Source organism: Thiomonas sp. OC7 (assembly GCF_900634595.1).
GTDB lineage: Bacteria > Pseudomonadota > Gammaproteobacteria > Burkholderiales > Burkholderiaceae_C > Thiomonas > Thiomonas arsenitoxydans.
Map to the genome: position 1 here is coordinate 242,991 of NZ_LR131953.1, position 20,994 is coordinate 263,984.

The 20,994-nt window shown below is 63.4% G+C and carries 20 protein-coding genes and 1 tRNA gene; 9 read left to right on the top strand and 12 right to left on the bottom strand.

Annotation, left to right across the window (positions count from 1 at the left end):
- Positions 1-19 precede the first annotated feature (19 nt).
- From BIO17B3_RS01205 to BIO17B3_RS01215, 3 genes are all read right to left on the bottom strand, one after another.
- Complete coding sequence (locus BIO17B3_RS01205; protein ID WP_156052677.1) at positions 20-2,236, bottom strand: bifunctional (p)ppGpp synthetase/guanosine-3',5'-bis(diphosphate) 3'-pyrophosphohydrolase; 2,217 nt, start codon at positions 2,234-2,236, stop codon at positions 20-22.
- Positions 2,233-3,072 (bottom strand): alpha/beta fold hydrolase, encoded by an 840-nt coding sequence (locus BIO17B3_RS01210; RefSeq protein WP_232054146.1) that lies wholly within the window; start codon positions 3,070-3,072, stop codon positions 2,233-2,235. The genes BIO17B3_RS01205 and BIO17B3_RS01210 overlap by 4 nt, the downstream gene beginning before the upstream one ends.
- 90 nt (positions 3,073-3,162) lie before the next feature.
- Entirely contained in the window at positions 3,163-3,504 is a 342-nt protein-coding gene (locus tag BIO17B3_RS01215) for a transglutaminase (protein WP_232054344.1), read from the bottom strand.
- A gap of 175 nt (positions 3,505-3,679) precedes the next feature.
- On the opposite strand from BIO17B3_RS01215, the gene ompR reads away from it, so the two are divergent.
- The 4 genes from ompR (at position 3,680) to BIO17B3_RS01235 (ending at position 7,627) form a co-directional block, all read left to right on the top strand.
- On the top strand, positions 3,680-4,408 hold the full coding sequence (gene ompR, locus BIO17B3_RS01220; protein ID WP_013105699.1) for a two-component system response regulator OmpR: 729 nt from the start codon (positions 3,680-3,682) through the stop codon (positions 4,406-4,408).
- A 96-nt stretch (positions 4,409-4,504) separates the two neighbouring features.
- Positions 4,505-5,851: a sensor histidine kinase gene (locus BIO17B3_RS01225; protein ID WP_156052679.1), complete on the top strand. Its 1,347-nt coding sequence runs from the start codon at positions 4,505-4,507 to the stop codon at positions 5,849-5,851.
- Positions 5,852-5,994: 143 nt separating this feature from the next.
- A protein-coding gene (locus BIO17B3_RS01230; protein WP_156052680.1) for an IS5 family transposase occupies positions 5,995-6,758 on the top strand; the annotation gives its coding sequence in 2 pieces (ribosomal slippage) (positions 5,995-6,367 and positions 6,367-6,758; 765 coding nt in all).
- A gap of 47 nt (positions 6,759-6,805) precedes the next feature.
- Complete coding sequence (locus BIO17B3_RS01235) at positions 6,806-7,627, top strand: DUF2189 domain-containing protein (protein ID WP_156052681.1); 822 nt, start codon at positions 6,806-6,808, stop codon at positions 7,625-7,627.
- Between the two features lie 3 nt (positions 7,628-7,630).
- On the opposite strand, the gene BIO17B3_RS01240 is transcribed toward BIO17B3_RS01235, so the two are convergent.
- Positions 7,631-9,259 (bottom strand): peptide chain release factor 3, encoded by a 1,629-nt coding sequence (locus BIO17B3_RS01240; protein WP_156052682.1) that lies wholly within the window; start codon positions 9,257-9,259, stop codon positions 7,631-7,633.
- 179 nt (positions 9,260-9,438) lie between these two features.
- Between BIO17B3_RS01240 and dnaQ the strand changes: the two genes are divergently transcribed.
- The 4 genes from dnaQ to BIO17B3_RS01260 all read left to right on the top strand — a co-directional run bounded on the left by dnaQ (position 9,439) and on the right by BIO17B3_RS01260 (position 12,325).
- Positions 9,439-10,149: a DNA polymerase III subunit epsilon gene (gene dnaQ, locus BIO17B3_RS01245; protein ID WP_156052683.1), complete on the top strand. Its 711-nt coding sequence runs from the start codon at positions 9,439-9,441 to the stop codon at positions 10,147-10,149.
- Positions 10,150-10,224: 75 nt separating this feature from the next.
- Positions 10,225-10,299: transfer RNA gene (locus BIO17B3_RS01250), tRNA-Val, on the top strand.
- Between the two features lie 176 nt (positions 10,300-10,475).
- Complete coding sequence (locus tag BIO17B3_RS01255) at positions 10,476-11,159, top strand: integrase arm-type DNA-binding domain-containing protein (protein WP_050985925.1); 684 nt, start codon at positions 10,476-10,478, stop codon at positions 11,157-11,159.
- A 227-nt stretch (positions 11,160-11,386) separates the two neighbouring features.
- Positions 11,387-12,325 (top strand): ion transporter, encoded by a 939-nt coding sequence (locus BIO17B3_RS01260; protein WP_156052684.1) that lies wholly within the window; start codon positions 11,387-11,389, stop codon positions 12,323-12,325.
- On the opposite strand, the gene BIO17B3_RS01265 is transcribed toward BIO17B3_RS01260, so the two are convergent.
- From BIO17B3_RS01265 to wrbA, 3 genes are read right to left on the bottom strand one after another with little or no spacing between them, the layout of a single operon-like run.
- Positions 12,267-13,697: an FAD-binding oxidoreductase gene (locus tag BIO17B3_RS01265; RefSeq protein ID WP_156052685.1), complete on the bottom strand. Its 1,431-nt coding sequence runs from the start codon at positions 13,695-13,697 to the stop codon at positions 12,267-12,269. The two genes, BIO17B3_RS01260 and BIO17B3_RS01265, sit on opposite strands and share 59 nt — an antisense overlap.
- A complete protein-coding gene (locus BIO17B3_RS01270) occupies positions 13,684-14,073 on the bottom strand; it encodes a DUF2069 domain-containing protein (RefSeq protein ID WP_172979066.1) in 390 nt (129 codons plus the stop codon). The genes BIO17B3_RS01265 and BIO17B3_RS01270 overlap by 14 nt, the downstream gene beginning before the upstream one ends.
- 12 nt (positions 14,074-14,085) lie before the next feature.
- A complete protein-coding gene (gene wrbA / locus BIO17B3_RS01275) occupies positions 14,086-14,682 on the bottom strand; it encodes an NAD(P)H:quinone oxidoreductase (protein WP_156052687.1) in 597 nt (198 codons plus the stop codon).
- A 17-nt stretch (positions 14,683-14,699) separates the two neighbouring features.
- Between wrbA and BIO17B3_RS01280 the strand changes: the two genes are divergently transcribed.
- Positions 14,700-15,965: a YihY family inner membrane protein gene (locus BIO17B3_RS01280; protein ID WP_156052688.1), complete on the top strand. Its 1,266-nt coding sequence runs from the start codon at positions 14,700-14,702 to the stop codon at positions 15,963-15,965.
- Here BIO17B3_RS01280 and BIO17B3_RS01285 read toward each other — a convergent pair.
- The 5 genes from BIO17B3_RS01285 to BIO17B3_RS01305 all read right to left on the bottom strand — a co-directional run bounded on the left by BIO17B3_RS01285 (position 15,910) and on the right by BIO17B3_RS01305 (position 20,899).
- On the bottom strand, positions 15,910-16,272 hold the full coding sequence (locus BIO17B3_RS01285; RefSeq protein ID WP_156052689.1) for a DUF962 domain-containing protein: 363 nt from the start codon (positions 16,270-16,272) through the stop codon (positions 15,910-15,912). The genes BIO17B3_RS01280 and BIO17B3_RS01285 overlap by 56 nt on opposite strands.
- Before the next feature lie 57 nt (positions 16,273-16,329).
- Entirely contained in the window at positions 16,330-17,289 is a 960-nt protein-coding gene (locus tag BIO17B3_RS01290) for a nitronate monooxygenase family protein (RefSeq protein ID WP_156052690.1), read from the bottom strand.
- Between the two features lies 1 nt (position 17,290).
- A complete protein-coding gene (locus BIO17B3_RS01295) occupies positions 17,291-19,075 on the bottom strand; it encodes an acyl-CoA dehydrogenase (RefSeq protein WP_156052691.1) in 1,785 nt (594 codons plus the stop codon).
- Positions 19,076-19,165: 90 nt separating this feature from the next.
- On the bottom strand, positions 19,166-20,098 hold the full coding sequence (locus BIO17B3_RS01300) for an electron transfer flavoprotein subunit alpha/FixB family protein (RefSeq protein WP_156052692.1): 933 nt from the start codon (positions 20,096-20,098) through the stop codon (positions 19,166-19,168).
- A 51-nt stretch (positions 20,099-20,149) separates the two neighbouring features.
- Positions 20,150-20,899: an electron transfer flavoprotein subunit beta/FixA family protein gene (locus BIO17B3_RS01305; protein WP_156052693.1), complete on the bottom strand. Its 750-nt coding sequence runs from the start codon at positions 20,897-20,899 to the stop codon at positions 20,150-20,152.
- Positions 20,900-20,994: the final 95 nt, after the last annotated feature.

Below are 20,994 nucleotides of genomic sequence, written 5' to 3' on the forward strand. Positions count from 1 at the left end.
TGTGCACCCAATAACCGAGTTATTTTCTCGAAGCTTTCAGCACACCGGGCACGTCGGCAATCAGCTTGAGGGCGCGCTTGAGTTTGGCGCTATTAGCCAACTGCACGGTGAACCGCATCTGCGCCAGGTCGCCGACCGAGCGGGTACTCACTGCGATGACGTTGATGCGCTCTTGCGTCAGCACGTCGGAAATATCGCGCAGCAAGCCTTGGCGGTCGTTCGCGCTGACCTCCAGGTCGATCGGATAGAGCGCGCTGGCATCATCTTGGCCCGCCCAGGTCACGGCAATCACGCGCTCGGGATGCTGGCGCGCGATATTGCGAAAATTCTGGCAATTGGCGCGGTGAACCGTCACACCTTTCTCGCGAGTGACAAAGCCGCCGATGGCGTCGGGCGGAGCCGGTTTGCAGCATGCCGCAAGCTGCGTGAGCAGCGAGCCCATGCCCACGACCAGCACCTGCCCGCCCTGCTTTTTAGGGGCAACGCCACCGCTGGGGAAAACCAGCGACTCGTCCGCAGCCGAAGTCGCGGGATCGGCGCGCAGGTAGGCCTCGATCTGCCGCTGCGAAAACTCATCTTTGCCGACGCGCTCGAATAGCTCATCGGCAGTGCGAAACCCCAATCCGTCAGCCAGACTCTGCAAATTGAAACTGGTCTTGCCCTCGCGTTGCAGCAGGCGCTCGACCTGCGCTCGGCCCTTGGCAATCGTCTGCTGCTGGGCGAGTTGATTGAACCAGGCGCGCACCTTGGCACGCGCCCGAGGGCTGCGCAAATAGCCCAGATCGGCATTGAGCCAGTCTCGCGATGGACCGCCCTCTTTCGCTGCGACGATCTCCACCGTCTGCCCGCTGCGCAGCGGCGTGGTCAGCGGGATGAGTGCGCCATCGACGCGCGCGCCTCGGCAGCGGTGCCCCAGATCGGTATGCAGCGCATAAGCGAAATCCACTGGCGTGGCGCCTCTTGCCAGCTCGACAATGCGGGCCTGCGGAGTCAGCACGAAGACGCGGTCTTCCGCGTCGGCCTCCACGGCGGGGTCGGCGGAGGCGCCCGTCGATGCTGGCGCACTTGCAGCTGACGAACTTGCACCGGCGAGTTCCTGCTGCAGTGCCAGCAGCTGGCGCGCCAGGGCGATGCGCGATTGGTAGTCGCCCGCCTGCGTTTGCCCTAGATAACCCTTGGCGCCCGCCTCTTTGTAGGCCCAGTGCGCCGCGCTGCCCTGCTCGGCGTGCGCATGCATGGCGGCGGTACGAATCTGGATTTCAAAAATCTGACCCGAGTCGGTTCGCACCACGGTGTGCAGCGACTGATAGCCGTTGGGCTTGGGCTTGGCGATGTAGTCATCGAACTCGCCCGGCAGCGAAGCCCACATGGCGTGCACCACGCTCAAGGCGGCATAGCAGGCGCTGACGTCGCCGACGATGATGCGCAAGGCTCGCAAGTCCATCACTTGCTCGAACTGCAGATGCTTGCCTTGCATCTTGCGCCAGATGCTGTAGATGTGTTTGGGTCGGCCAACCACCTCGGCGGCGATGTGTTGCCGCTGCAATTCCTTCTGCAGCAGGGAGATGGCCGTGCTGATGCCCTGTTCGCGCTCGACGCGCCGCTCGTCCAGTTTGCGGGCGATGTCTTTGTAAACCTCGGGCTGCATCAAGCGGAAAGACAGGTCTTCCATCTCCCACTTGACCTGCCAGATGCCCAGACGATTCGCCAGCGGGGCATAGACCTCCATGCTTTCAGCCAGAAATGCCGCGGGCGCGGCTTGCTTGGTGCGGGTGAAATATCGCAGGGACTGCAGCCTTGACGCCAGGCGCAGCAGGGCGACACGCAGATCGCGTGAAAATCCAAGCAGCAGGCGCCGCACCAATTCGGTGTGCCGACGCCGCAGTTCCGCCTCGTCCGGCCCGCCCCGCGCCATGCGGGAAACTTCGACCAGCTTGCGTGTTTCCACCGACAAGGCCGCCAGCGCTTCGCCAAAGTGTTTGCTCAGCTGATCTTGCGGATGCGCCAGTTGGGGCACCACCAGATTGAGGTAGGCCGCGGCCTGGGCGTCGGCATCGGCACCGATTTCGCGCAGGATGGCGCTCACGCCGTCCGCATGCTCCACGGCGGGCTCGCCGGTTTCGAGCACCACGGTATCGATCAGCGCCAGGGCGTAGGCCCGCGCCTGGTCGATCCGTTGGTCTGCGGGCGCCGCCTGGGCGGCGCTACGCACCGCGACGGACTGATTCGGGCTCACGACAGCAAAAAGTCGCGCACGATGCCCACCTGGTCGGGCTGCACCAGCGTCGGCGCGTGCCCCACGCCAGCAAGCTCGACCAGACGCGCCCTGGGGCCGCGCTGCGTCATCGCCAGCGCTGTCTGCACATTGAGAATGTCGGAATCCGCCCCTCTCACGACCAGAGTCGGCACTGCGATCTGATCGTAGGCCTGCCAAAGGGCGATTTCACCTGCCGCTATGGCCTGCGCCGTCGCCGCGCTGAACGGCTGAGAAAGCGCGGGGTCGTAGTGCAAGCGCCAGCCGACACCGTCCGGGCGCAACATGGGGCGGGTCAGCGCCATCCATTGCTCCGGGGTGTGGGGACCAAAGCCCAGCGAAATTTCGCGCAGCGAATCGGCCGCCTGTTCGGCAGTGTCGAAGCGCATTTGCCGTCCGACATAGCTGGCGATGCGCATCAACCCTCGCGGATCGAGCGATGGGCCGACATCGTTGAGCACCAGCCGATCTATCGGGCTGTGCTCCATGCCGGCCAGAGCAATACCGATGAGCCCGCCCAGCGAGGTGCCCACCCAAGACACCCGACGAGCTTTCAGACGCGCCAGCAAGGTGACAAGATCGGCAAGGTATTGCGGCACCTGATACAGCGCAGGATTGATCAACCAATCCGACTCGCCCCGGCCGGGCAGGTCGGGGCACACCACGCGGCGGCCCGGTTGCAGCGCCTGCGCCAGCACGTCGAAATCGCGGCCCTGCCGGGTCAGACCATGAACGCAGACGACGACATCATCTTGGTCCGCAGCGCCCCATTCCCAATAGGCCAGGCGATGCAAACCTCCGGGATGCAGGCATTGCACAGAGCAGAGACGAGGCTGATTTTCCACGGCGATCAACTGAGTTTCAGAAGGATCGGCTCATCATACCGATCACCGACCGACTCGGAGAGATCAGTGATGCGATTTGTGCGTGGCGGAGGGCGCTCGCGCATTCATGCCCTGCGTCACGCCTTGAATCTGCTGCCGCAGAATTTCCCGGTCATGCAAGGTCAACACATGCGGCTTGACGGGCGTGGAGGCAGCTGGGCTGAGAAACTGCGAAGTAGCCAGACGGCCATCCGCCACCTTGCCGCCCGCTCCTTCGGCCAGGTTGGCCTCCACCGGCCCGGCAATCTGACGCAGCCGCTGCGGCATCAACGCCGCAGACGCCCCCGCCTGGGCCACCGTGCCGACAAGGCAGGCGCCGATCAGGGAAATCAGGCGTAATCGAAGCCAGGATGGACGCAAGATCACAGGCAAGGGCGTATCCAAAGTTTGCAAATGAAATTATCGAATCGAATCGACCCGAATCACCTTGCTCTCGCAGTAAACTCTGTAACAAGCCTTAAGCTGACACATCGCTGCAAGGAAGGTCGGCAGCCTAGTTTGCCTTGTTTTTGCCTTGTTTTCATTCAGGAATGACGCCTCTATGGACCACGAAAAACCGAAGAAGCTGATGGTCGTCGATGACGACGCGCGCATCCGCGACCTGCTGCGTCGCTATCTTTCCCAAGAAGGTTATGAGGTGTTCGTAGCCGAAGATTCCAAGGCGATGTCGCGCATCATGGTGAAGGAGCGCTTCGACCTGATCGTGCTCGACCTGATGCTCCCCGGTGAAGACGGCCTGTCCATCTGCAAGCGTCTGCGCGCCTCCAAAGACCAGACCCCGATCATCATGCTGACGGCCAAGGGCGAAGACGTGGATCGCATCATCGGCCTGGAAGTTGGCGCTGACGATTACCTGCCCAAGCCCTTCAACCCCCGCGAACTCCTCGCCCGCATCAGCGCAGTGCTGCGCCGCCAGCCTTCGCCGGAACTGCCCGGCGCGCCCTCGCGCGAAGACGAAACCGTGGTGTTCGGCCCCTTCAGCCTCGATCTGGCCCGGCGCGAACTCAGCAAAAACGGCGAAGTCATCAGCCTGACCACCGGCGAATTCGCCATGCTCAAGGCGCTGGTGCGCCATCCCCGCCAGCCGCTATCGCGCGACCGGCTGGCCGAGTTGGCCCGCGGCCGCGACTACGAAGCCTTCGACCGCAGCCTTGACGTCGCCATTTCACGCCTGCGCAAGATCATCGAAACCGACGCAGCGCACCCGCGCTACATCCAGACCGTATGGGGCGTGGGCTATGTCTTCGTCCCCGACAACGCCGAAGGCTGATCCGGACAAAGGCCCTGCCCGCCCGCCCAGACAGCTGGGCATGGCGCGGGCTCAGTCGGCGCCTCTGTGGCTTCCTCTTTCAGTCCATTTTCCCGTATGACGCGCTGGATCAGCGCGCTGTTCGGCCGCCTGTACTGGCGCACCTTTCTGCTCATCGTCTTGCTGGTCAGCGCCAGCCTGGCGACGTGGTTCCAGAGCTTTCGGCTGCTCGAACTCGGCCCCCAGGTCGAGCAGACCTCGCGGCAAATCACCAGCCTGATCGATCTCACGCGCCTGGCGCTGATTCACTCCGACCCGCAATACCGGGTTTCGCTGCTCGACGATCTGGCGAAAAAAGAAGGCATCTACATCTACCCGCGCAGTCCGGGCGATCAGTGGACGCCCATGAATCATTCCGAATTCACCCGGCGGCTTGAAGTCGCGGTGGACACACGGCTGAACGAACAGCTCGATTTTGCCGACGTCGTGAATGATCGCCCCGGCTTGTGGATCGGCTTCGAGATCGAAGGCGACCCCTACTGGCTGCTGCTCGACCGCTCCCGAATCGATCCCTCGCTGAGTGAAACCTGGGCAAGTTGGGGCGTCATCGCCACCCTTTTGGCGCTCATTGGTGCGGCGGTCATCGCCAGCTTTGTCAACAAGCCGCTGCGCGATCTGCGCCTGGCCACGGCCCGCGTAGGCGCCGGCAATTACTCGCAGATGCTCGACGAGCTGTCGGGCATGCGCGAAATTCGCGAAGTCAACCGGGGTTTCAACCGCATGGCGCGCAGCCTTCAGGAAGTCGAAGAGGAGCGCGCGCTGATGCTCGCCGGCATTTCGCACGACATCCGCACGCCGCTGGCCCGGTTACGGCTGGAAGCCGAGATGAGCGTGCCCGACGAGCAGGCGCGCGAATACATCATCGAAGACATCGAGCAGGCCGACCGCATCATCAGCAAATTTCTTGAATATGCGCGCAGCACCACGCCGAAGATCGAGACGGTGGATCTCAATGCCTTGATCGACTTTGTGCGCGATCGTTATCAGAAAGACGAGACCGTGGTGCTGCACCTGCAGACACCGCCGGTTCCGCCTGTCCGCGCCAACACCCTGGAGCTGCAACGCGTTGTGGTCAATCTGGTGGAAAACGCAAAGCGCTACGCCTTGACACCGGGTGAAGTGCACACCGATCTCGACATCAGCCTGCAGCCAGGCATCGACCATGTGCAACTCACCGTGCGCGACCACGGCCCGGGCGTCCCGGCCGATCACCTCGCCCAGCTCACCCGCCCGTTCTTTCGCGGCGACGCGGCGAGAACCTCGGCCAAGGGCACGGGCCTGGGTCTTTCCATCGTGGAAAAAACCATCACCGCCATGGGCGGGCGGCTTGAGCTCAGCAATGCTCAGCCTGGCGGTTTGCAGGTTCAGATCTGGTTGCCGCAAGCCAGCGCCCATACCAGCTGAGACATCACGATAGACACCACGGGGTATCCCGGGTTGTGCGGCGGTTTGTCGCAGCTTAGCCTCTGAGTTGGATGGGCTGCCCTAGATAGCGTCGTCACGAGTTGTGGCATGATGGCGCTGTTCATACCAACCGCGCTATTGAGATGCCCGAGACGCTTCATCGACACGATCTATCAGATCGGCACTGGGAATTGCTCGAACCCCACTTGCCTGGACGAGCGGGAGTTTGGGGCGGGGTTGCGCGGGACAACCGCCAATTCATCAACGCCGTGTTCTGGATTCTTCGCACCGGTGCGCCGTGGCGAGACCTGCCCGTCTCGTACGGTGGGTGGAAAAACACCCATCGGCGTTTTTGTCGCTGGCGCGACAAGGGCATTTGGGAGTCGCTCCTGGAGCAGTGCATTGATGAGCCCGATTTCGAGTGGATCATGATCGATGCCAGTCACTGCAAGGTTCATCCGCACGCAGCGGGTGCGCGGGGTGGCAATCAGGCGATGAGCCGCACAAAAGGGGGCTCAACACCAAGATACATCTGGCCGTGGATGCGCATGGTCTGCCGCTCCGAGCGGTTATTACAGAAGGTACCCGAGCGGATTGTGCAGAGGCTGAGCGGTTGATGGACGGGTTCAAGATGGACTACCTGCTTGCCGACAAAGGCTACGACAGTGACGCCATCGTGGCGCATGCCCAAGCGCAAGGCGCGCAAGCCGTGATTCCGCCACGCAAGAACCGCAAGCAACCCCGCACGTATGACAAAGCACTCTACAAACTACGTCACCTGGTCGAGAACGCCTTCCTGCATCTCAAGCGGTGGCGGGGCATCGCCACGCGCTACGCGAAAAACGTCGCCTCATTCGTTGCCGCCGTGCAAATTCGCTGCCTTGCCCTCTGGCTGCAAATCTTGTGACGACACTATCTAAGTCGGCTGCCCCCAACATGGAGGAGAACAGGGATATGACGCCAGAAGAAGCGCAGCATCACCCGCTAGCCGCGGAAACCCGCACCCGTGTGAGCGTGTGCAGTCTGCAATGGAATACGCCTTTTCGCTGGCTGGCCGCCGGTTGGCGCGACTTTGCCCGCTGCCCGGTTGTCGGTCTGAGCTACGGGCTCATTTTCACCGCGCTGGGCTGGCTGCTGGCCTGGACGCTGGCCTGGACGCTGGCGAGTTCGCCCGAATACACCCTGATGCTGGCTGCTGGCCTGCTGCTGATCGGCCCCGCCCTGGCCATGGGTTTGATGGAAGCCAGCCGCCGCTGCGAGATCAATCTGAAGGCGCGGCTGAACTTCTGCATCCGCTGTTGGTGGCCTCACCGCGGCAGCGTGGCCATTTTCGCCGGGCTGCTGCTGGTCATCGAGTTGCTTTGGGGGCGCACCGCGCTGGTGGTGTTCGCCCTGTTTTTCGATGCGGGCATGCCCGAAACCGGCGGCGTGTTGCGGCTCTTGCTCGACCCTGCCAACGTCACATTCGTCCTGGTTTATCTGGGAGTCGCCCTGCTGTTTGGCGGGCTGGTGTTCGCCATCAGCGTGGTGTCTATCCCCATGATGCTCGATCGGCCCGTGGACGCCATCACCGCGGCGCTGACGAGCCTGCGCGTCTGCCTGGAGCATCCGGTGGCGATGTTCTGCTGGGCAGCGTTGATCGGCAGCATCAGCCTGCTGGCCATGCTGCCCTTTGGCCTGGGTTGGATTATTGTGCTGCCCGTCATTGGCCATGCCAGCTGGCACGCCTACCGGGGCGTCGTCTGCCCCAGTCTGCAACAACCCGCAGCGACCTGACCGTCAAGTCTGCAGCGAGGTCTTGAACACCTGGCCGGCATGCTCACGCAGGGTATGGAACTGGATTTTGGGCGCCAGCTCCTGCATCACCCGCAATTCGCTGGCGTGCGTGAGCAAGACCGCCGGCGCATCGACCACGTCGTAGGCGATGCGGTGGGCATTGGTTTCGATGAACCGCTTGAGCGCCTGCGGATCGTCGCAAGTGAACCAGCGCGCCATACGGTACTTGCTGCTTTCCATGCGCGCCTCCACGCCATACTCCGACTTGAGCCGGTGCTGCACCACTTCGAACTGCAGTGTTCCCACGGCCCCCAGCAGTAGGCTGCCGCCGGTGGACGGGCGAAAGACCTGAATCGCGCCCTCCTCGCCCAGTTGCTGCAGCCCGGTGCGCAGTTGTTTGCTGCGCATCGGGTCGGCAATTTCGACCGCACGAAACATCTCGGGCGCGAAGAACGGCAGCCCGGTGAACTGCAGTTCTTCGCCCTCGCTCAGACTATCACCCAGATGCAGCGTGCCGTGATTGGGAATGCCGACGATATCGCCGGCAAACGCTTCGTCCAGCAACTCGCGCCGCTGCGACATGAAGGTGACGACGCTGCCCGGCCGAATGTCTTTGCCCGTGCGCCCCACCCGAATTTTCATGCCGCGTTCGAAATGACCCGAGACAATGCGAACGAACGCAATGCGGTCACGGTGAGCCGGGTCCATATTGGCTTGGATCTTGAACACCACGCCGGTAAACGCGCTTTCGTCCGGCTGCACCACCCGCGTGGTCGCCGCGCGCGGCAATGGAGACGGCGCGAGTTCCACCAGCGCATCGAGCACCTCCTGCACGCCGAAGTTGTTGATCGCCGAGCCGAAAAACAGCGGCGACTGACGCCCTGCGAGAAACTCCGCCGCATCAAAAGCAGGCGCTGCTTCGCGCAGCAAACCGATTTCGCCCTGCGCCTGTTCGTAGGGCTGGCCAAAGCGGCGCGCCGACTCGGGATTGTCGAGCCCGGTCAGCATCTGGTCGTCGTCGCGCACTCGCTCCTCGCCGGGCCGGAATACCCGCATGCGGTCCAGGCGCAGGTCATAAACGCCGTGAAATTCGCGCCCCATCCCCACGGGCCAGGTAAACGGCACCACGGCCATGCCCAGATTGCGCTCGATCTCGTCCATCAAGTCGAGCGGCTGGCGCACCTCGCGGTCCATCTTGTTCACAAAGGTGAGAATCGGCGTGTTGCGCGCCCGGCAGACTTCGAGCAGACGCAGCGTCTGCTCTTCGACGCCGTTGGCCGCATCGATCACCATCAAGGCCGCGTCCACTGCGGTCAGCACGCGGTAGGTATCTTCAGAAAAGTCTTGGTGACCCGGCGTATCCAGCAGATTGATCACGCAATCGCGCCACTCCATCTGCATGACCGACGAGGCCACCGAAATGCCCCGCTGCTTCTCGATCTCCATCCAGTCCGAAGTGGCGTGGCGACTGGCCTTGCGCGCCTTCACGCTGCCCGCAATCTGAATCGCGCCGGAGAACAACAGCAGCTTTTCGGTCAGCGTGGTCTTGCCCGCGTCGGGGTGAGAGATGATGGCGAAAGTGCGTCGCCTGCGGATCTGCTCGTGGTTCAGTTCGGATTCGTTCGTGCTCATGGTCTGGCCGGGTCGCACCTCGCGACGGCTTGCATCTGGGGTAGGCTTTGGGCTGCGTAGCGGGAAAAGAATTCGAATTTCATAGACCTGAGGCCTTGCAGCCCGCCGCTACGCGCAAAGTGGCCGCCAAATAAAAAGCGGCGCAGCAAACCCGCTATTTTGCCTGAGACCCACCCCGCATGACACGCCAAATCGTCCTCGACACCGAGACCACCGGCCTCAATCCCGCCAGCGGCGACCGCATCATCGAAGTTGCCGGAGTCGAACTGTTCAACCGCAGGCTTACGGGAAAGCACTACCACGCCTACCTCAACCCGGACCGCGCCAGCCACCCCGACGCCCTCAAAGTCCACGGACTCACCGAAGAATTTCTCTCCGACAAACCGCGCTTCGAGCAGATCGCCGACGACCTGCTCGAGTTTGTGCGCGATGCCGAAATCATCATTCACAACGCCCCCTTCGATTGCGCCTTCCTCGACGCCGAACTCGAGCGACTCAACCGTCCCGCCTTCAAGCAACACGTCCCGCTGGTCACCGATACGCTGGCGATGGCCAAGCTGCAGTTCCCCGGAAAGTTCAACAACCTCGACGCGCTGTGCAAGCGTTTCGGCATCGACAACGCACACCGCACCCTGCACGGCGCGCTGCTAGACGCCGAATTGCTCGCCGAGGTCTATCTCAGTCTCACACGAGGCCAAGAAAGCCTGGTGATCGATCTGGAGACGCCTCAACAACAGATGAGCGTGGCTTCGCACCGACTCGATCATTTTTCCCTGCCCGTTCGCGCCCCCAGCAGCGACGAGCAAGCCGCGCATGAAGCGTTTCTGCAATTGCTCGACAAAAAAAGCCAAGGCAAGAGCATCTGGCGTCCGGGCGCGGCGGCGAGCTAAAACAGTTGAACCAAAAAAAGTGTGCAATAATTGCGGACTTTGCTGATCGTCCTTCCTGGAACGGAAGGGTGATTTGGGCGGTTAACTCAGCGGTAGAGTGCCACCTTCACACGGTGGAAGCCACTGGTTCGATCCCAGTACCGCCCACCAGTTTATTATTCGGCATAGTTCAAAGAGAGCCGTAAAGCATACAGAAATCAATGCTTTACGGCTTTTTTTATTCCGTAGCTGTTCGGTGTCGTTCTTTGACATCCGCGAGTTGATAGGGGTACAAAGCAGGGGTACATCAGAAAGGCATGGGGTACATGCCTAGATGGAGGGAACCCATGCCGCTGACTGATACCGTCGCCCGCAACGCAAAGGCCACCGACCGCGCCCAAAAGCTCACGGATGAAAAGGGGCTCTATCTGCTGGTTCACCCGAATGGGTCGAAATACTGGCGCTTCAAGTATCACTACTTGAAGCTTGAGAAAACTCTGGCTTTGGGCGTTTACCCTGAGGTGAGCCTCAAGGCCGCCCGCGAAAAACGCGACGATGCACGGCGCATGCTGGCCGATGGCATCGACCCCAGCGAGGCCCGCAAGGCCGCCAAGGCCCGCGCGCTGCAGATGGCTGAAGACTCATTCGAGGCCATCGCAATGGAATGGGCCAAGCGCCACCTGGCCGCGCGGTCGGAAAGCCACCGAACCCGCGTGATCCGCAGGCTTGAACGTGAGGTCTTCCCCTTCCTGGGCAAGAAACCGATTGCGTCCATTACCGCGCCCGACATCCTGGCCGTGCTGCGCAAGATCGAGACACGCGGCGTGCTCGACACTGCCCACCGCACCCAGCAGACCATCGGCACCGTGATTCGCTACGCCGTGGCCACCGGCCGCGCCGAGACAGACCCGACCGCTGCCCTACGGGGCGCGCTGCCCGCCTACAAATCGGTGCACATGGCCGCCCACGCCCGCAAGATCTTCATTACGCCAGGCGCCGGGCTCGCACCGTTCCAGCCGATGTTTCGGTAGCCTGAAAGGCAAGCCGAACTCGACAGCGCCGTGCTGTAATTTGGATGAAGGACCGTCGCGCAGGACATCACTGCCCGCTTGCATCCAATGCCCGGGATGGTCGTGCGGTGCCTCAGTCGCGAAGAGCCCCGACCGCAGGCTCCACTGATCGGTGGCCGCAAGCCCCGAGTTGCGCCCCCATAGAATCGCGAAACGCCTTACTTACGGCCTTACTTACGCCTACGCCGATGCAAAACCGACAGTCCAGCACCCAGCTTGCGCCACGCTCCAAGGAGGGGTGGCGGGCGTACTGGTACCGGGTGATGTATTACCACGACGAGCGCGACGAAAAGCTATTCGATCTGGTGCTGATCGGCTTCATTCTGCTCAGCGTGCTGATCACCGTGCTCGATTCGGTGCAGGCCGTGCATGTTCGTGCGCATGGGGTGTTTTATGTTTTAGAGTGGACTTTCACCATCGCCTTCACGCTGGAGTATGTGCTTCGGCTGTCCGTGGTGCAGAACCCGTGGCGGTATGCGCGCAGCTTTTTCGGCATCATCGATCTACTGTCTTTCCTGCCGGCGTATCTGGAGTTGTTGTTTCTCGGGTCGGGCCATCTGACGGTTATCCGGACTCTCCGGGTGCTGCGTATTTTCCGAATTCTCAAGCTGATGGAATACACCAGCGCGTCGAATCAGATGCTCGATGCGCTGTCTCGCAGCAAGAACAAGATTTTTGTGTTCGTGCTCAGCGTGCTGACGCTGACCACTATTTTCGGCTCCATCATGTATCTGGTCGAGGGGCCGCAAAACGGCTTCACCAGCATTCCGCGTGGCATCTACTGGGCCATCGTCACCATGGCCACGGTGGGTTTTGGCGACATCACGCCGAAGACGGCGCTGGGGCAGATCATCACCTCGGGCATCATCATCGTGGGCTACGGCATCATCGCCGTGCCGACGGGCATCTATTCGGCGGAGCTGATCAACTCGTATCGCAACCAGCGCCGCGTCGAAGAACAGCGCCAGGCGCAAGAGGAGGACGCCACGGCGTGCTCGCGTTGCGGGCTGGTCGGGCACGCTGCAGATGCCCGCTATTGCCGCCGCTGCGGCGAAGCGCTGCCGGGTATCAGCCGGGCCACATCTTTCCCGGATTCATCAGATTCTGCGGATCGAGCGCCTGCTTGAGGGCACGCATCTGGGCCAGCGCAACCGGGTTGCCGTAACGCGCCAGATCGTCCCGCTTGAGCTGGCCGACTCCGTGTTCTGCCGAAAAAGTTCCGCCGCAAGCCACCGCGGCATCGTGCACGATGCGGTTGCAAACGGTTTGATGCTCGGCCAGAAAACGTGCCGCATCCGCGCCCACCGGGGCCTGCACGTTGTAATGCAAATTGCCGTCGCCCAGATGGCCGAAAACCACCAGGCGTGCACCGGGCAGCGCCTGCGTGACCAACTCGGCGGTGGACTCGACAAAGGCGACCATGCGCGAGAGCGGCACGCCGATATCGTGCTTGATGTTCAGTCCCTCCTGTGCCTGCGCCAGCGGAATCGATTCACGCAAATGCCAGAGCGCCTGGCTTTGCGACAGGCTCTGCGCCACGGCTGCATTGACGATCAAGCCATCGTTCAGCGCCATCTCCAGCAAAGACTCCAGACGCGCCCTGCCCTGCGGCTCGCCCTCGGTTTCGCTCGACTCGAGCAGCACGCACCAGGCGCTGGGCAACTCAAAAGGCAAAGCGAGTTGCGGAAAATGTTGCTGCACCAGTTGCAGACTGTGCGCGCTCATCAGCTCGAAGCCGGTCAGGCTGCACCCCAGCCGGACTTGCGCCAGACCGAGCAGGTCAATGGCGGCGGCCACATCCTGCACCGCGACCAGCGCGGTGATTTGCGCCGCCGGTTGCGCAAAGAGCTTGAGCGCCGCCGCGGTGATGATGCCCAGCGTACCCTCGGCGCCGACGTATAGATCGCGCAGGCTGTAGCCGGTATTGTTCTTACGCAGCAGGTTGAGTGCGTCGAGCACCTCGCCCTGCGCGGTGACGACTTCCAGTCCGAGACACAACTCGCGGGCATTGCCGTAGCGCAAGACCGCCGTGCCGCCAGCGTTGGTCGAAAGATTGCCGCCTATGGTGCAACTGCCCTCGGCAGCCAGAGACAGCGGGAACAGCAGACCGTGCGCGGCCGCGGCTTGCTGCACGGTGGCCAGCACACACCCGGCTTCCGCGACGAGCGCGCCGCCCGCGGGGTCGATGGAGCGAATGCGGTTGAGTCGCCGGGTACTCAGCACGATCTGCTCGCCGCTGGCGTCTGGCGTGGCCCCGCCGACCAGGCCGGTATTGCCGCCCTGCGGCACCACCCCCACGCCATGCAGCGCGCAAAGCTGCACCACCCCGGCCACCTGCGCGGCGTCGCCCGGCAGCACCACGGCCAGCGCGCGTCCCTGATAGCGTTTGCGCCAATCGGTCAGATAGGGTGCACAGTCTTCCGCCAGGTGCAGCACATGCGACGTGCCCAGCAAGGCGCGCAAGGCGTCCAGAAAGCGATGCTGTTCAGCGGGCAGCATGGCGCTGCGCTCCGGTGCGCAAAAAACCGGCCACGCTGAGGAACAACAGCAGCGAGAGCAGCAGTTCAATCCACCCCAGCCCGCGCGAGGCGGCGCTGGGGTCGGTCAGCGCGCGGGTGATGCCTTCAGCCGCGTAAAACCACAACAGCAGACTCAGCCAGCGAAACGTCTGCGCCTTGCCCCTCAGCACGCCGAGCACGGCGGGCAAAAGGGGCAGCACCTTGAGCACCAGCAGTGATCCTCCGGGATGCAGCGGTGCCGCCCAAAGCTCCCAGAGCACACACAGCAGGATGAGCGCCAGCAGGCTGGCCACCGCGCCCCGGTGCCAGACATGCTGCCAGGAGGCGGTCGATAACGGTTGAGAAGAATCCGACATCATGCGCTCGGTTCAATCTGCCGCGAGCTTGAGCGCCACTCGCGCCAGCCGTTGCCCCAGCGCGAAGGCGAGGCGCTTTTCCTCTTCGCTCACCGGCAGGCTGGCATCGGGCGCGGCGTGATGGCTGGCGCCGTAGGGCGTGCCGCCGCCGCGGGTGGTCATCAGCCCCGTCTCGGTGTAGGGTAGGCCGACGATCAGCATGCCGTGGTGCAGCAGCGGCAGCATCATCGACAGCAGCGTGCTTTCCTGGCCGCCATGCAGCATGCCGGTAGAGGTGAACACCGCCGCCGGCTTGCCCGCCAGAGCGCCCGAAAGCCATAGCGCCGAGGTCTGGTCGAGAAAGTATTTGAGCGGTGCGGCCATATTGCCAAACCGAGTGGGCGAGCCCAGCGCCAGAGCGGCGCACTCCTGCAGATCGCTCAGTTCCACATAAGGCGGCCCGTCGTCGGGAATGGACGGTGCGGTCTGTTCCGCCACGGTGCTGACCCGCGGCACGGTACGCACCCGCGGCAGCGCCCCCGGCACCTGCGCCACGCCTTGCGCCATACTTTCGGCCAGCGTGCGGGTGCCGCCGTGTACGCTGTAATACAGAATCAGGATGTCTTTCATGCCGCTATCGTATTGCCATGCCCCGCCTTCGCCCCTCCGACACCCTGCTCGCAAGCCTGCGCACCCTGGCCCGACGCTTTGCTCAGGACAATCTGGCGCAAACCGCGGGTAGTCTCACCTTCACCACCCTCATCTCCCTGGTGCCCCTGCTCACCGTGGTGCTGGCGGTGTTCACCGCGTTTCCGGCGTTCGACAGAATGCAGGGGCAGATCCAGGCGCATCTGGCGCAAACCATGCTGCCCGATGGCATCTCGGACAAGGTGTATCACTACCTCAGCGATTTCGCCGCCAAGGCCAAGAGCCTCGGAGTGGTCAGCGTGGTTTTTCTCATCGTCACCGCCACTTCGATGATGCTGACCGTCGACCGTGCGCTCAACGCCATCTGGCGCACCCCGCGGCCCCGTTCGCTGGCGCAGCGCGTGCTGCTCTACTGGGCCGGTTTCACCCTCGGCCCACTGGTGCTGGGCGCGAGCATCGGTCTGATGAGCTTTGTCGCTGGCGCACACCGCGGCTTGCTGCATCACCTGCCCGGCGGGGCCAGCGCTTTGCTGAGCTTTGCTTCGTGGGCCGTCATGGCTGTGGCGCTGGCGGCGCTGTTCCGCTTCATTCCCAACACCGAAGTGCGTTGGCGCGACGCGCTCATTGGCGGATTCGTCGCCGCGCTGGCCTTCAGTCTGGGCGGGCGGGCGCTGGCCTGGTATTTCTCCACCGTCACCACCTACACCGCGGTCTACGGCACCTTCGCGGCCCTGCCCTTGCTGCTGTTATGGATCTACTTCAGCTGGATCGCCGTGCTGGTCGGCGCCATGATTGCGGCTTATCTGCCTTCGCTGCGTGTGCGCGCGATCCGGCTGGACGGCTATGCGGGCGCCGAGTTTCTCAACGCGGTGCAAGTGCTCAAGCTGCTCCACGGCGCGCGCCTCGCACCCGATTGCGGCCTGCCCGCCGATCAACTCTCCAAGCGCCTGCGCATCGATCCCCTGCAATTGCAAGACCTGCTCACCGTGCTGGAACGTCTGGGCTGGATCGGCAAGATTGCCGCCAAGCCCCGCAGCCCCTCGCGCTGGGCGCTGCTCTGCAACCCCGAGTCCACACCCCTTGGGCCATTGATCGACGTGCTGTTGCTCGATAAAAAGCGCGCCACTCACACCTCGGCCCTGCTTGGTCACATGCTCAGCGATGAAGAGCGCGACTGGAGTCTGGCCCAACTGCTATCAGAACCGCCCCTCACAGCCGATGCGTCAGCATCTGCCACCACATCACCCAGTCGCCCATCAAGCTGAACAGCGGGCGCTTGAACGTCGCCGGACGGTTGTGTTCGACAAAAAAGTGGGCCGCCCAGGCAAAAGCGTAGCCGCAGATGACGGCCGCGAGCAGCCACCATGGGTTGGCGGTGAAAATGAGAAAAAACAGGCAGATCAGCGCCAGGGTCGAGCCGACGAAATGCAGTCTGCGGGTGAGCGGCAGCCGGTGCTCGGCCAGATACAGCGGATAAAACTCGGCAAACGTGCGCGCTCCGGCGAGTTGCGCGGCGTTGGGGGGTGACGGCGCCTCAGGCTGAGCCTGCGGGCGATGATGATGTGCACGCATGGGGTGTCTCCAGATTCGTGCTTCGGACTACGCCACTATAGGCGAGCTGTCGGAGCTTCAGCGCACGCAGAGCCTCTTTTTCGCGGCTTCGTATTCCCGCTGCAGTTGCGCCACCAAGTCTGCGGCGGGCTGCACCCGGCCCACGGCCCCTATGCCTTGGCCGCAGCCCCAGATGTCTTTCCAGGCTTTGGCCCCGCCAATGGCGGCGGCGAAATCCATCTTGCTCGGATCGCCCTCGGGCAGATGGTCGGGATCGAGCCCGGCGGCGGCAATCGAGCCGCGCAGGTAGTTGCCGTGCACGCCGGTGAACAGGCTGGAGTACACGATGTCTTGCGCGCTGCTGTCCACGATCATCTGCTTGTAGCCCTCGCCGGCGCGCGCCTCGTCGGTGGCGATGAAGGCGCTGCCGATATAGGCCAGATCGGCCCCCATGGCCTGCGCGGCAAGCACCGAGTCGCCACGGGCAATGGCGCCAGAAAGCACAACCGGCCCGTCGAACCAGCGCCGGGTTTCCTGCACCAGCGCAAAAGGCGATTGCGTGCCCGCGTGTCCGCCGGCGCCTGCCGCCACCAGAATGAGACCGTCTGCGCCCTTCTCCACCGCTTTGTGCGCAAAGGTTTGGTTGATCACATCGTGCAGCACCATGCCGCCCCAGCCATGCACGCCCTGATTCACTTCGGGGCGTGCGCCCAGCGAGGTGATGACGATGGGCACTCGGTACTTGGCGCAAAGCATCATGTCCTGCTCCAAGCGCTCGTTGCTGCGGTGAACGATCTGGTTGACCGCGAACGGCGCAGCGGGCTGGTCGGGATGGGCCGCGTTCCACGCGGCAAGTGCCTCCGTGATTTCGGCCAGCCATTCGTCGAGCTGCGACGCCGGGCGGGCATTCAGCGCGGGAAAACTGCCGACGATGCCCGCGGTGCATTGCGCAATCACCAACTTGGGATTGGAGATGATGAACAACGGCGAGCCGATGACAGGCAGCCGCAGCTTGGAAAGAATGGCGGGCAGACTCATCTCAGAACGCCTCCACCGGCAGGGCCATCACGCTGTCGGCGCCACTCAAGACTGCGTCGCGCAAACCGCCGCAGCGCGGCAGGATGTGGGCGCAGTAAAACGCAGCGGTGGCCCGTTTGGCTTGGGCGAAGGCGGCTTCATCCGCCGGAAGGTCGCGCGTGGCCAGCCAGCTTTGCGCCATCTGCCAACCGGCCATCAGGTTGCCCGCCAGCATCAGATACGGCACGCTGCCTGCGAACACCGCATTGGGGTCGGACTTGCCGTGCGCCGCGACAAACGCCACCACCTGCGCATACGCCTCGCGGGCTTGCCGCAGCTGGCCGGCCATGGCCACGGCCTGCGCATCGCCCGTGGCCGTGAGCGCCTCTTCGACCTTGCTCACCCGCGCGGCGAAGTGCAGCGCCAGGGCGCCGCCATCGCGCACTGTCTTGCGCCCCACCAGATCATTGGCCTGGATGGCCGTGGTGCCTTCGTAGATGGTGAGTATGCGGGCGTCGCGGTAATACTGGGCCGCCCCCGTTTCTTCGATAAAGCCCATGCCGCCGTGCACCTGCACGCCCAGGCTCGCCACCTCGATGCTCATCTCTGTCGAGTAGCCCTTGACCAGCGGCACCAGAAACTCGTAGGCCGCCTCGTGCGCAGCGCGCTGTCCGGCATCGGGATGGGCGCGGCCCACGTCGTGCAGACTGGCAGCCACCAGCGCGAGTGCGCGGCAACCTTCGGTGAGCGCGCGCATGGTCATGAGCATGCGGCGCACATCGGGGTGATGCACGATGCTCACCGACTGCGCCGCGCTGCCGTCCACCGGGCGCGACTGCACCCGATCCTTGGCATAGGCCGCCGCCTTTTGGTAAGCCCGCTCGGCTACGGCAATGCCCTGCAGGCCCACGGCGTAGCGGGCCGCGTTCATCATGATGAACATGTATTCCAGCCCGCGATTGGCCTCGCCCACCAGCTCGCCAATCGCGCCGGTTCCCACCTCGCCCTTGCCGTCGCCGTAAATCAGCACCGCCGTCGGGCTGGCCTTGATACCCAGCTTGTGTTCGATAGAGGCGCACCAAACGTCGTTGCGCCGCCCGTCTTCCAGCACCTTGGGCACGATGAACAGCGAAATGCCCTTGACCCCCGCCGGCGCATCCGGCAGGCGGGCCAGCACCAGATGGACGATGTTGTCCGCCATGTCGTGCTCGCCATAGGTGATGTAAATCTTCTGGCCGAACAGCCGGTAAGTTCCGTCGCCCTGCGGCTCGGCGCGGCTGCGCACCAGCGCCAGATCAGAGCCCGCCTGCGGCTCGGTGAGGTTCATGGTGCCCGTCCACTCGCCAGAGATCAGCTTGGGGATGTAGCGCTGCTTCTGCGCATCGGTACCCGCGGTGAGCAAGGCTTCGATGGCGCCGTCTGACAGGAGCGGGCACAGCGCGAAACTGAGGTTGGCGCTGTTGAGCATTTCGGTGCAGGCCGCCGAGATGCTTTTGGGCAAACCCTGTCCGCCAAATTCAGCCGAATGTTGCAGCCCTTGCCAGCCGCCATCGACGAATTGCCGGAACGCCTGCTTGAACCCCGGGGTGGTGGTCACCTTGCCGTCTGCCCAGGCACTGGGATGGAGGTCGCCCTCGCGGTTCAGCGGGGCGATCACATCGCGGTTGAATTTGCCGCATTCCTCCAGCACTGCGGCCGCCGTGTCGGGGGTGGCGTCCTCGAAGCCTGGCAGTTTGGAAATGGACTCCAGGCCTGCGAGATGTTCGAGGTCGAACATCATGTCGCGGATGGGGGCGGTATAGGTCATGCGAGTCTCCGTCTGGGGATGTTTGTGGAGCAGCCGTCTGCGCGGCTGTCGGCGGGTGTCAACACGTTGTGAACGAGCGGGGTTTAAGCCTCAAATCTGCTTGACCATTTCCGGCACGGCGGTGAACAGGTCGGCCACCAAACCGTAATCGGCCACACCGAAGATCGGCGCTTCTTCGTCTTTGTTGATGGCGACGATGACCTTGCTGTCTTTCATGCCGGCCAGATGCTGGATGGCGCCGGATATGCCCACGGCCACATAGAGTTGCGGCGCGACGATCTTGCCGGTTTGCCCCACCTGCCAGTCGTTGGGGGCATAGCCCGCATCGACCGCCGCGCGGCTGGCGCCCATGGCAGCGCCGAGTTTGTCGGCCAGCGGGGTCATCACGGCCTCGAAGTTTTCCTTGCTGCCCAGGCCGCGCCCGCCGGAGACGATGATCTTCGCCGCGGTGAGTTCCGGCCGCTCGCTCTTGGTGGTTTCGCGCCCGGCCAGGCTGGACAGCCCGGCATCGGCCACGGCTTCAACGCCGCTCACCTCGGCCGTGCCGCCGGTCGCGGCCACCGGGTCGAAGCCCGTGGTGCGCACGGTGATGACCTTGATCTTGTCGCTGCTTTGCACCGTGGCAATGGCGTTGCCAGCGTAGATGGGGCGATCGAAAGTATCGGGGCTGTGCACATGAATGATGTCGGAAACCTGCGCCACATCGAGCAGGGCCGCCACGCGCGGGGCGATGTTTTTGCCGAAGGCCGTGGCCGGCGCCAGGATGTGGCTGTAGGACGGCGCCAAAGCCAGCACTTGCGCAGCGCTGGCTTCCGCCAGACCCGCGGCGAGTTGCGGCGCGTCGGCGCACAACACCTTGCCCACGCCGACAGCCTGCGCGGCAGCCTGGGCAACCGCTGCGCAGTTTTGTCCGGCAACGAGCACATGCACTTGGGGATCGCACAGCAGCGCGGCGGCAATGGTGTTGAGGGTGGAGGGTTTGAGAACCTGGTTGTCGTGTTCGGCAATGACGAGTGCGGTCATGGAAAAATCCTCGAATGGGTTGCTTGCGAAAAGCCGCTCAGGGAAGGCAGGTCAGATGACCTTGGCCTCGGTCTTCAGACGGTCGACCAGCGTGCCGACATCGGGCACCTTCACACCCGCGCCGCGCTTGGGCGGTTCGGCAACCTTCAGCGTTTTGAGTCGCGGGCTCACATCCACGCCCAGCTCTTCCGGCTTGAGGGTATCAATCGGCTTTTTCTTCGCCTTCATGATGTTGGGCAGAGTGACGTAGCGCGGCTCGTTGAGCCGCAGGTCCGTGGTGATGACGGCGGGCAGCTTGACCGCGATCGTCTCCAGACCGCCATCCACCTCGCGGGTGACTTTCGCCTGCGCGCCGTCGAGTTCGACTTTCGAGGCAAAGGTAGCCTGCGACCAGCCCAGCAGAGCAGCCAGCATTTGCCCGGTCTGGTTGGAATCGTCATCGATGGCCTGCTTGCCCAGAATGACCAACTGCGCACCCTCTTTCTCGACCACAGCCTTGAGCAGCTTGGCCACGGCCAGGGGCTGCAACTCGGCCTCGCTCTCCACCAGCACACCGCGGTCGGCGCCGATCGCCATGGCGGTGCGCAGGGTCTCGCCGCAGGCGGCTACACCACAACTTACCGCGACGATCTCGGTTGCCGCGCCCTTTTCCTTGAGCCGCACCGCTTCTTCCACGGCGATTTCGTCAAACGGGTTCATACTCATCTTCACACCGGCGGTATCGATGCCGCTGCCATCCGACTTGACCCGCACCTTGACGTTGTAATCCACCACGCGCTTGACCGCGACCAGCACTTTCATGCAATTGCTCCAGTAGGGTTTGTTGTGTGGGGTCAGTATAGGCAGCGCCCTGACCTGAACGGACTGACCGACCCATAATAGAACGACCGTTCGTT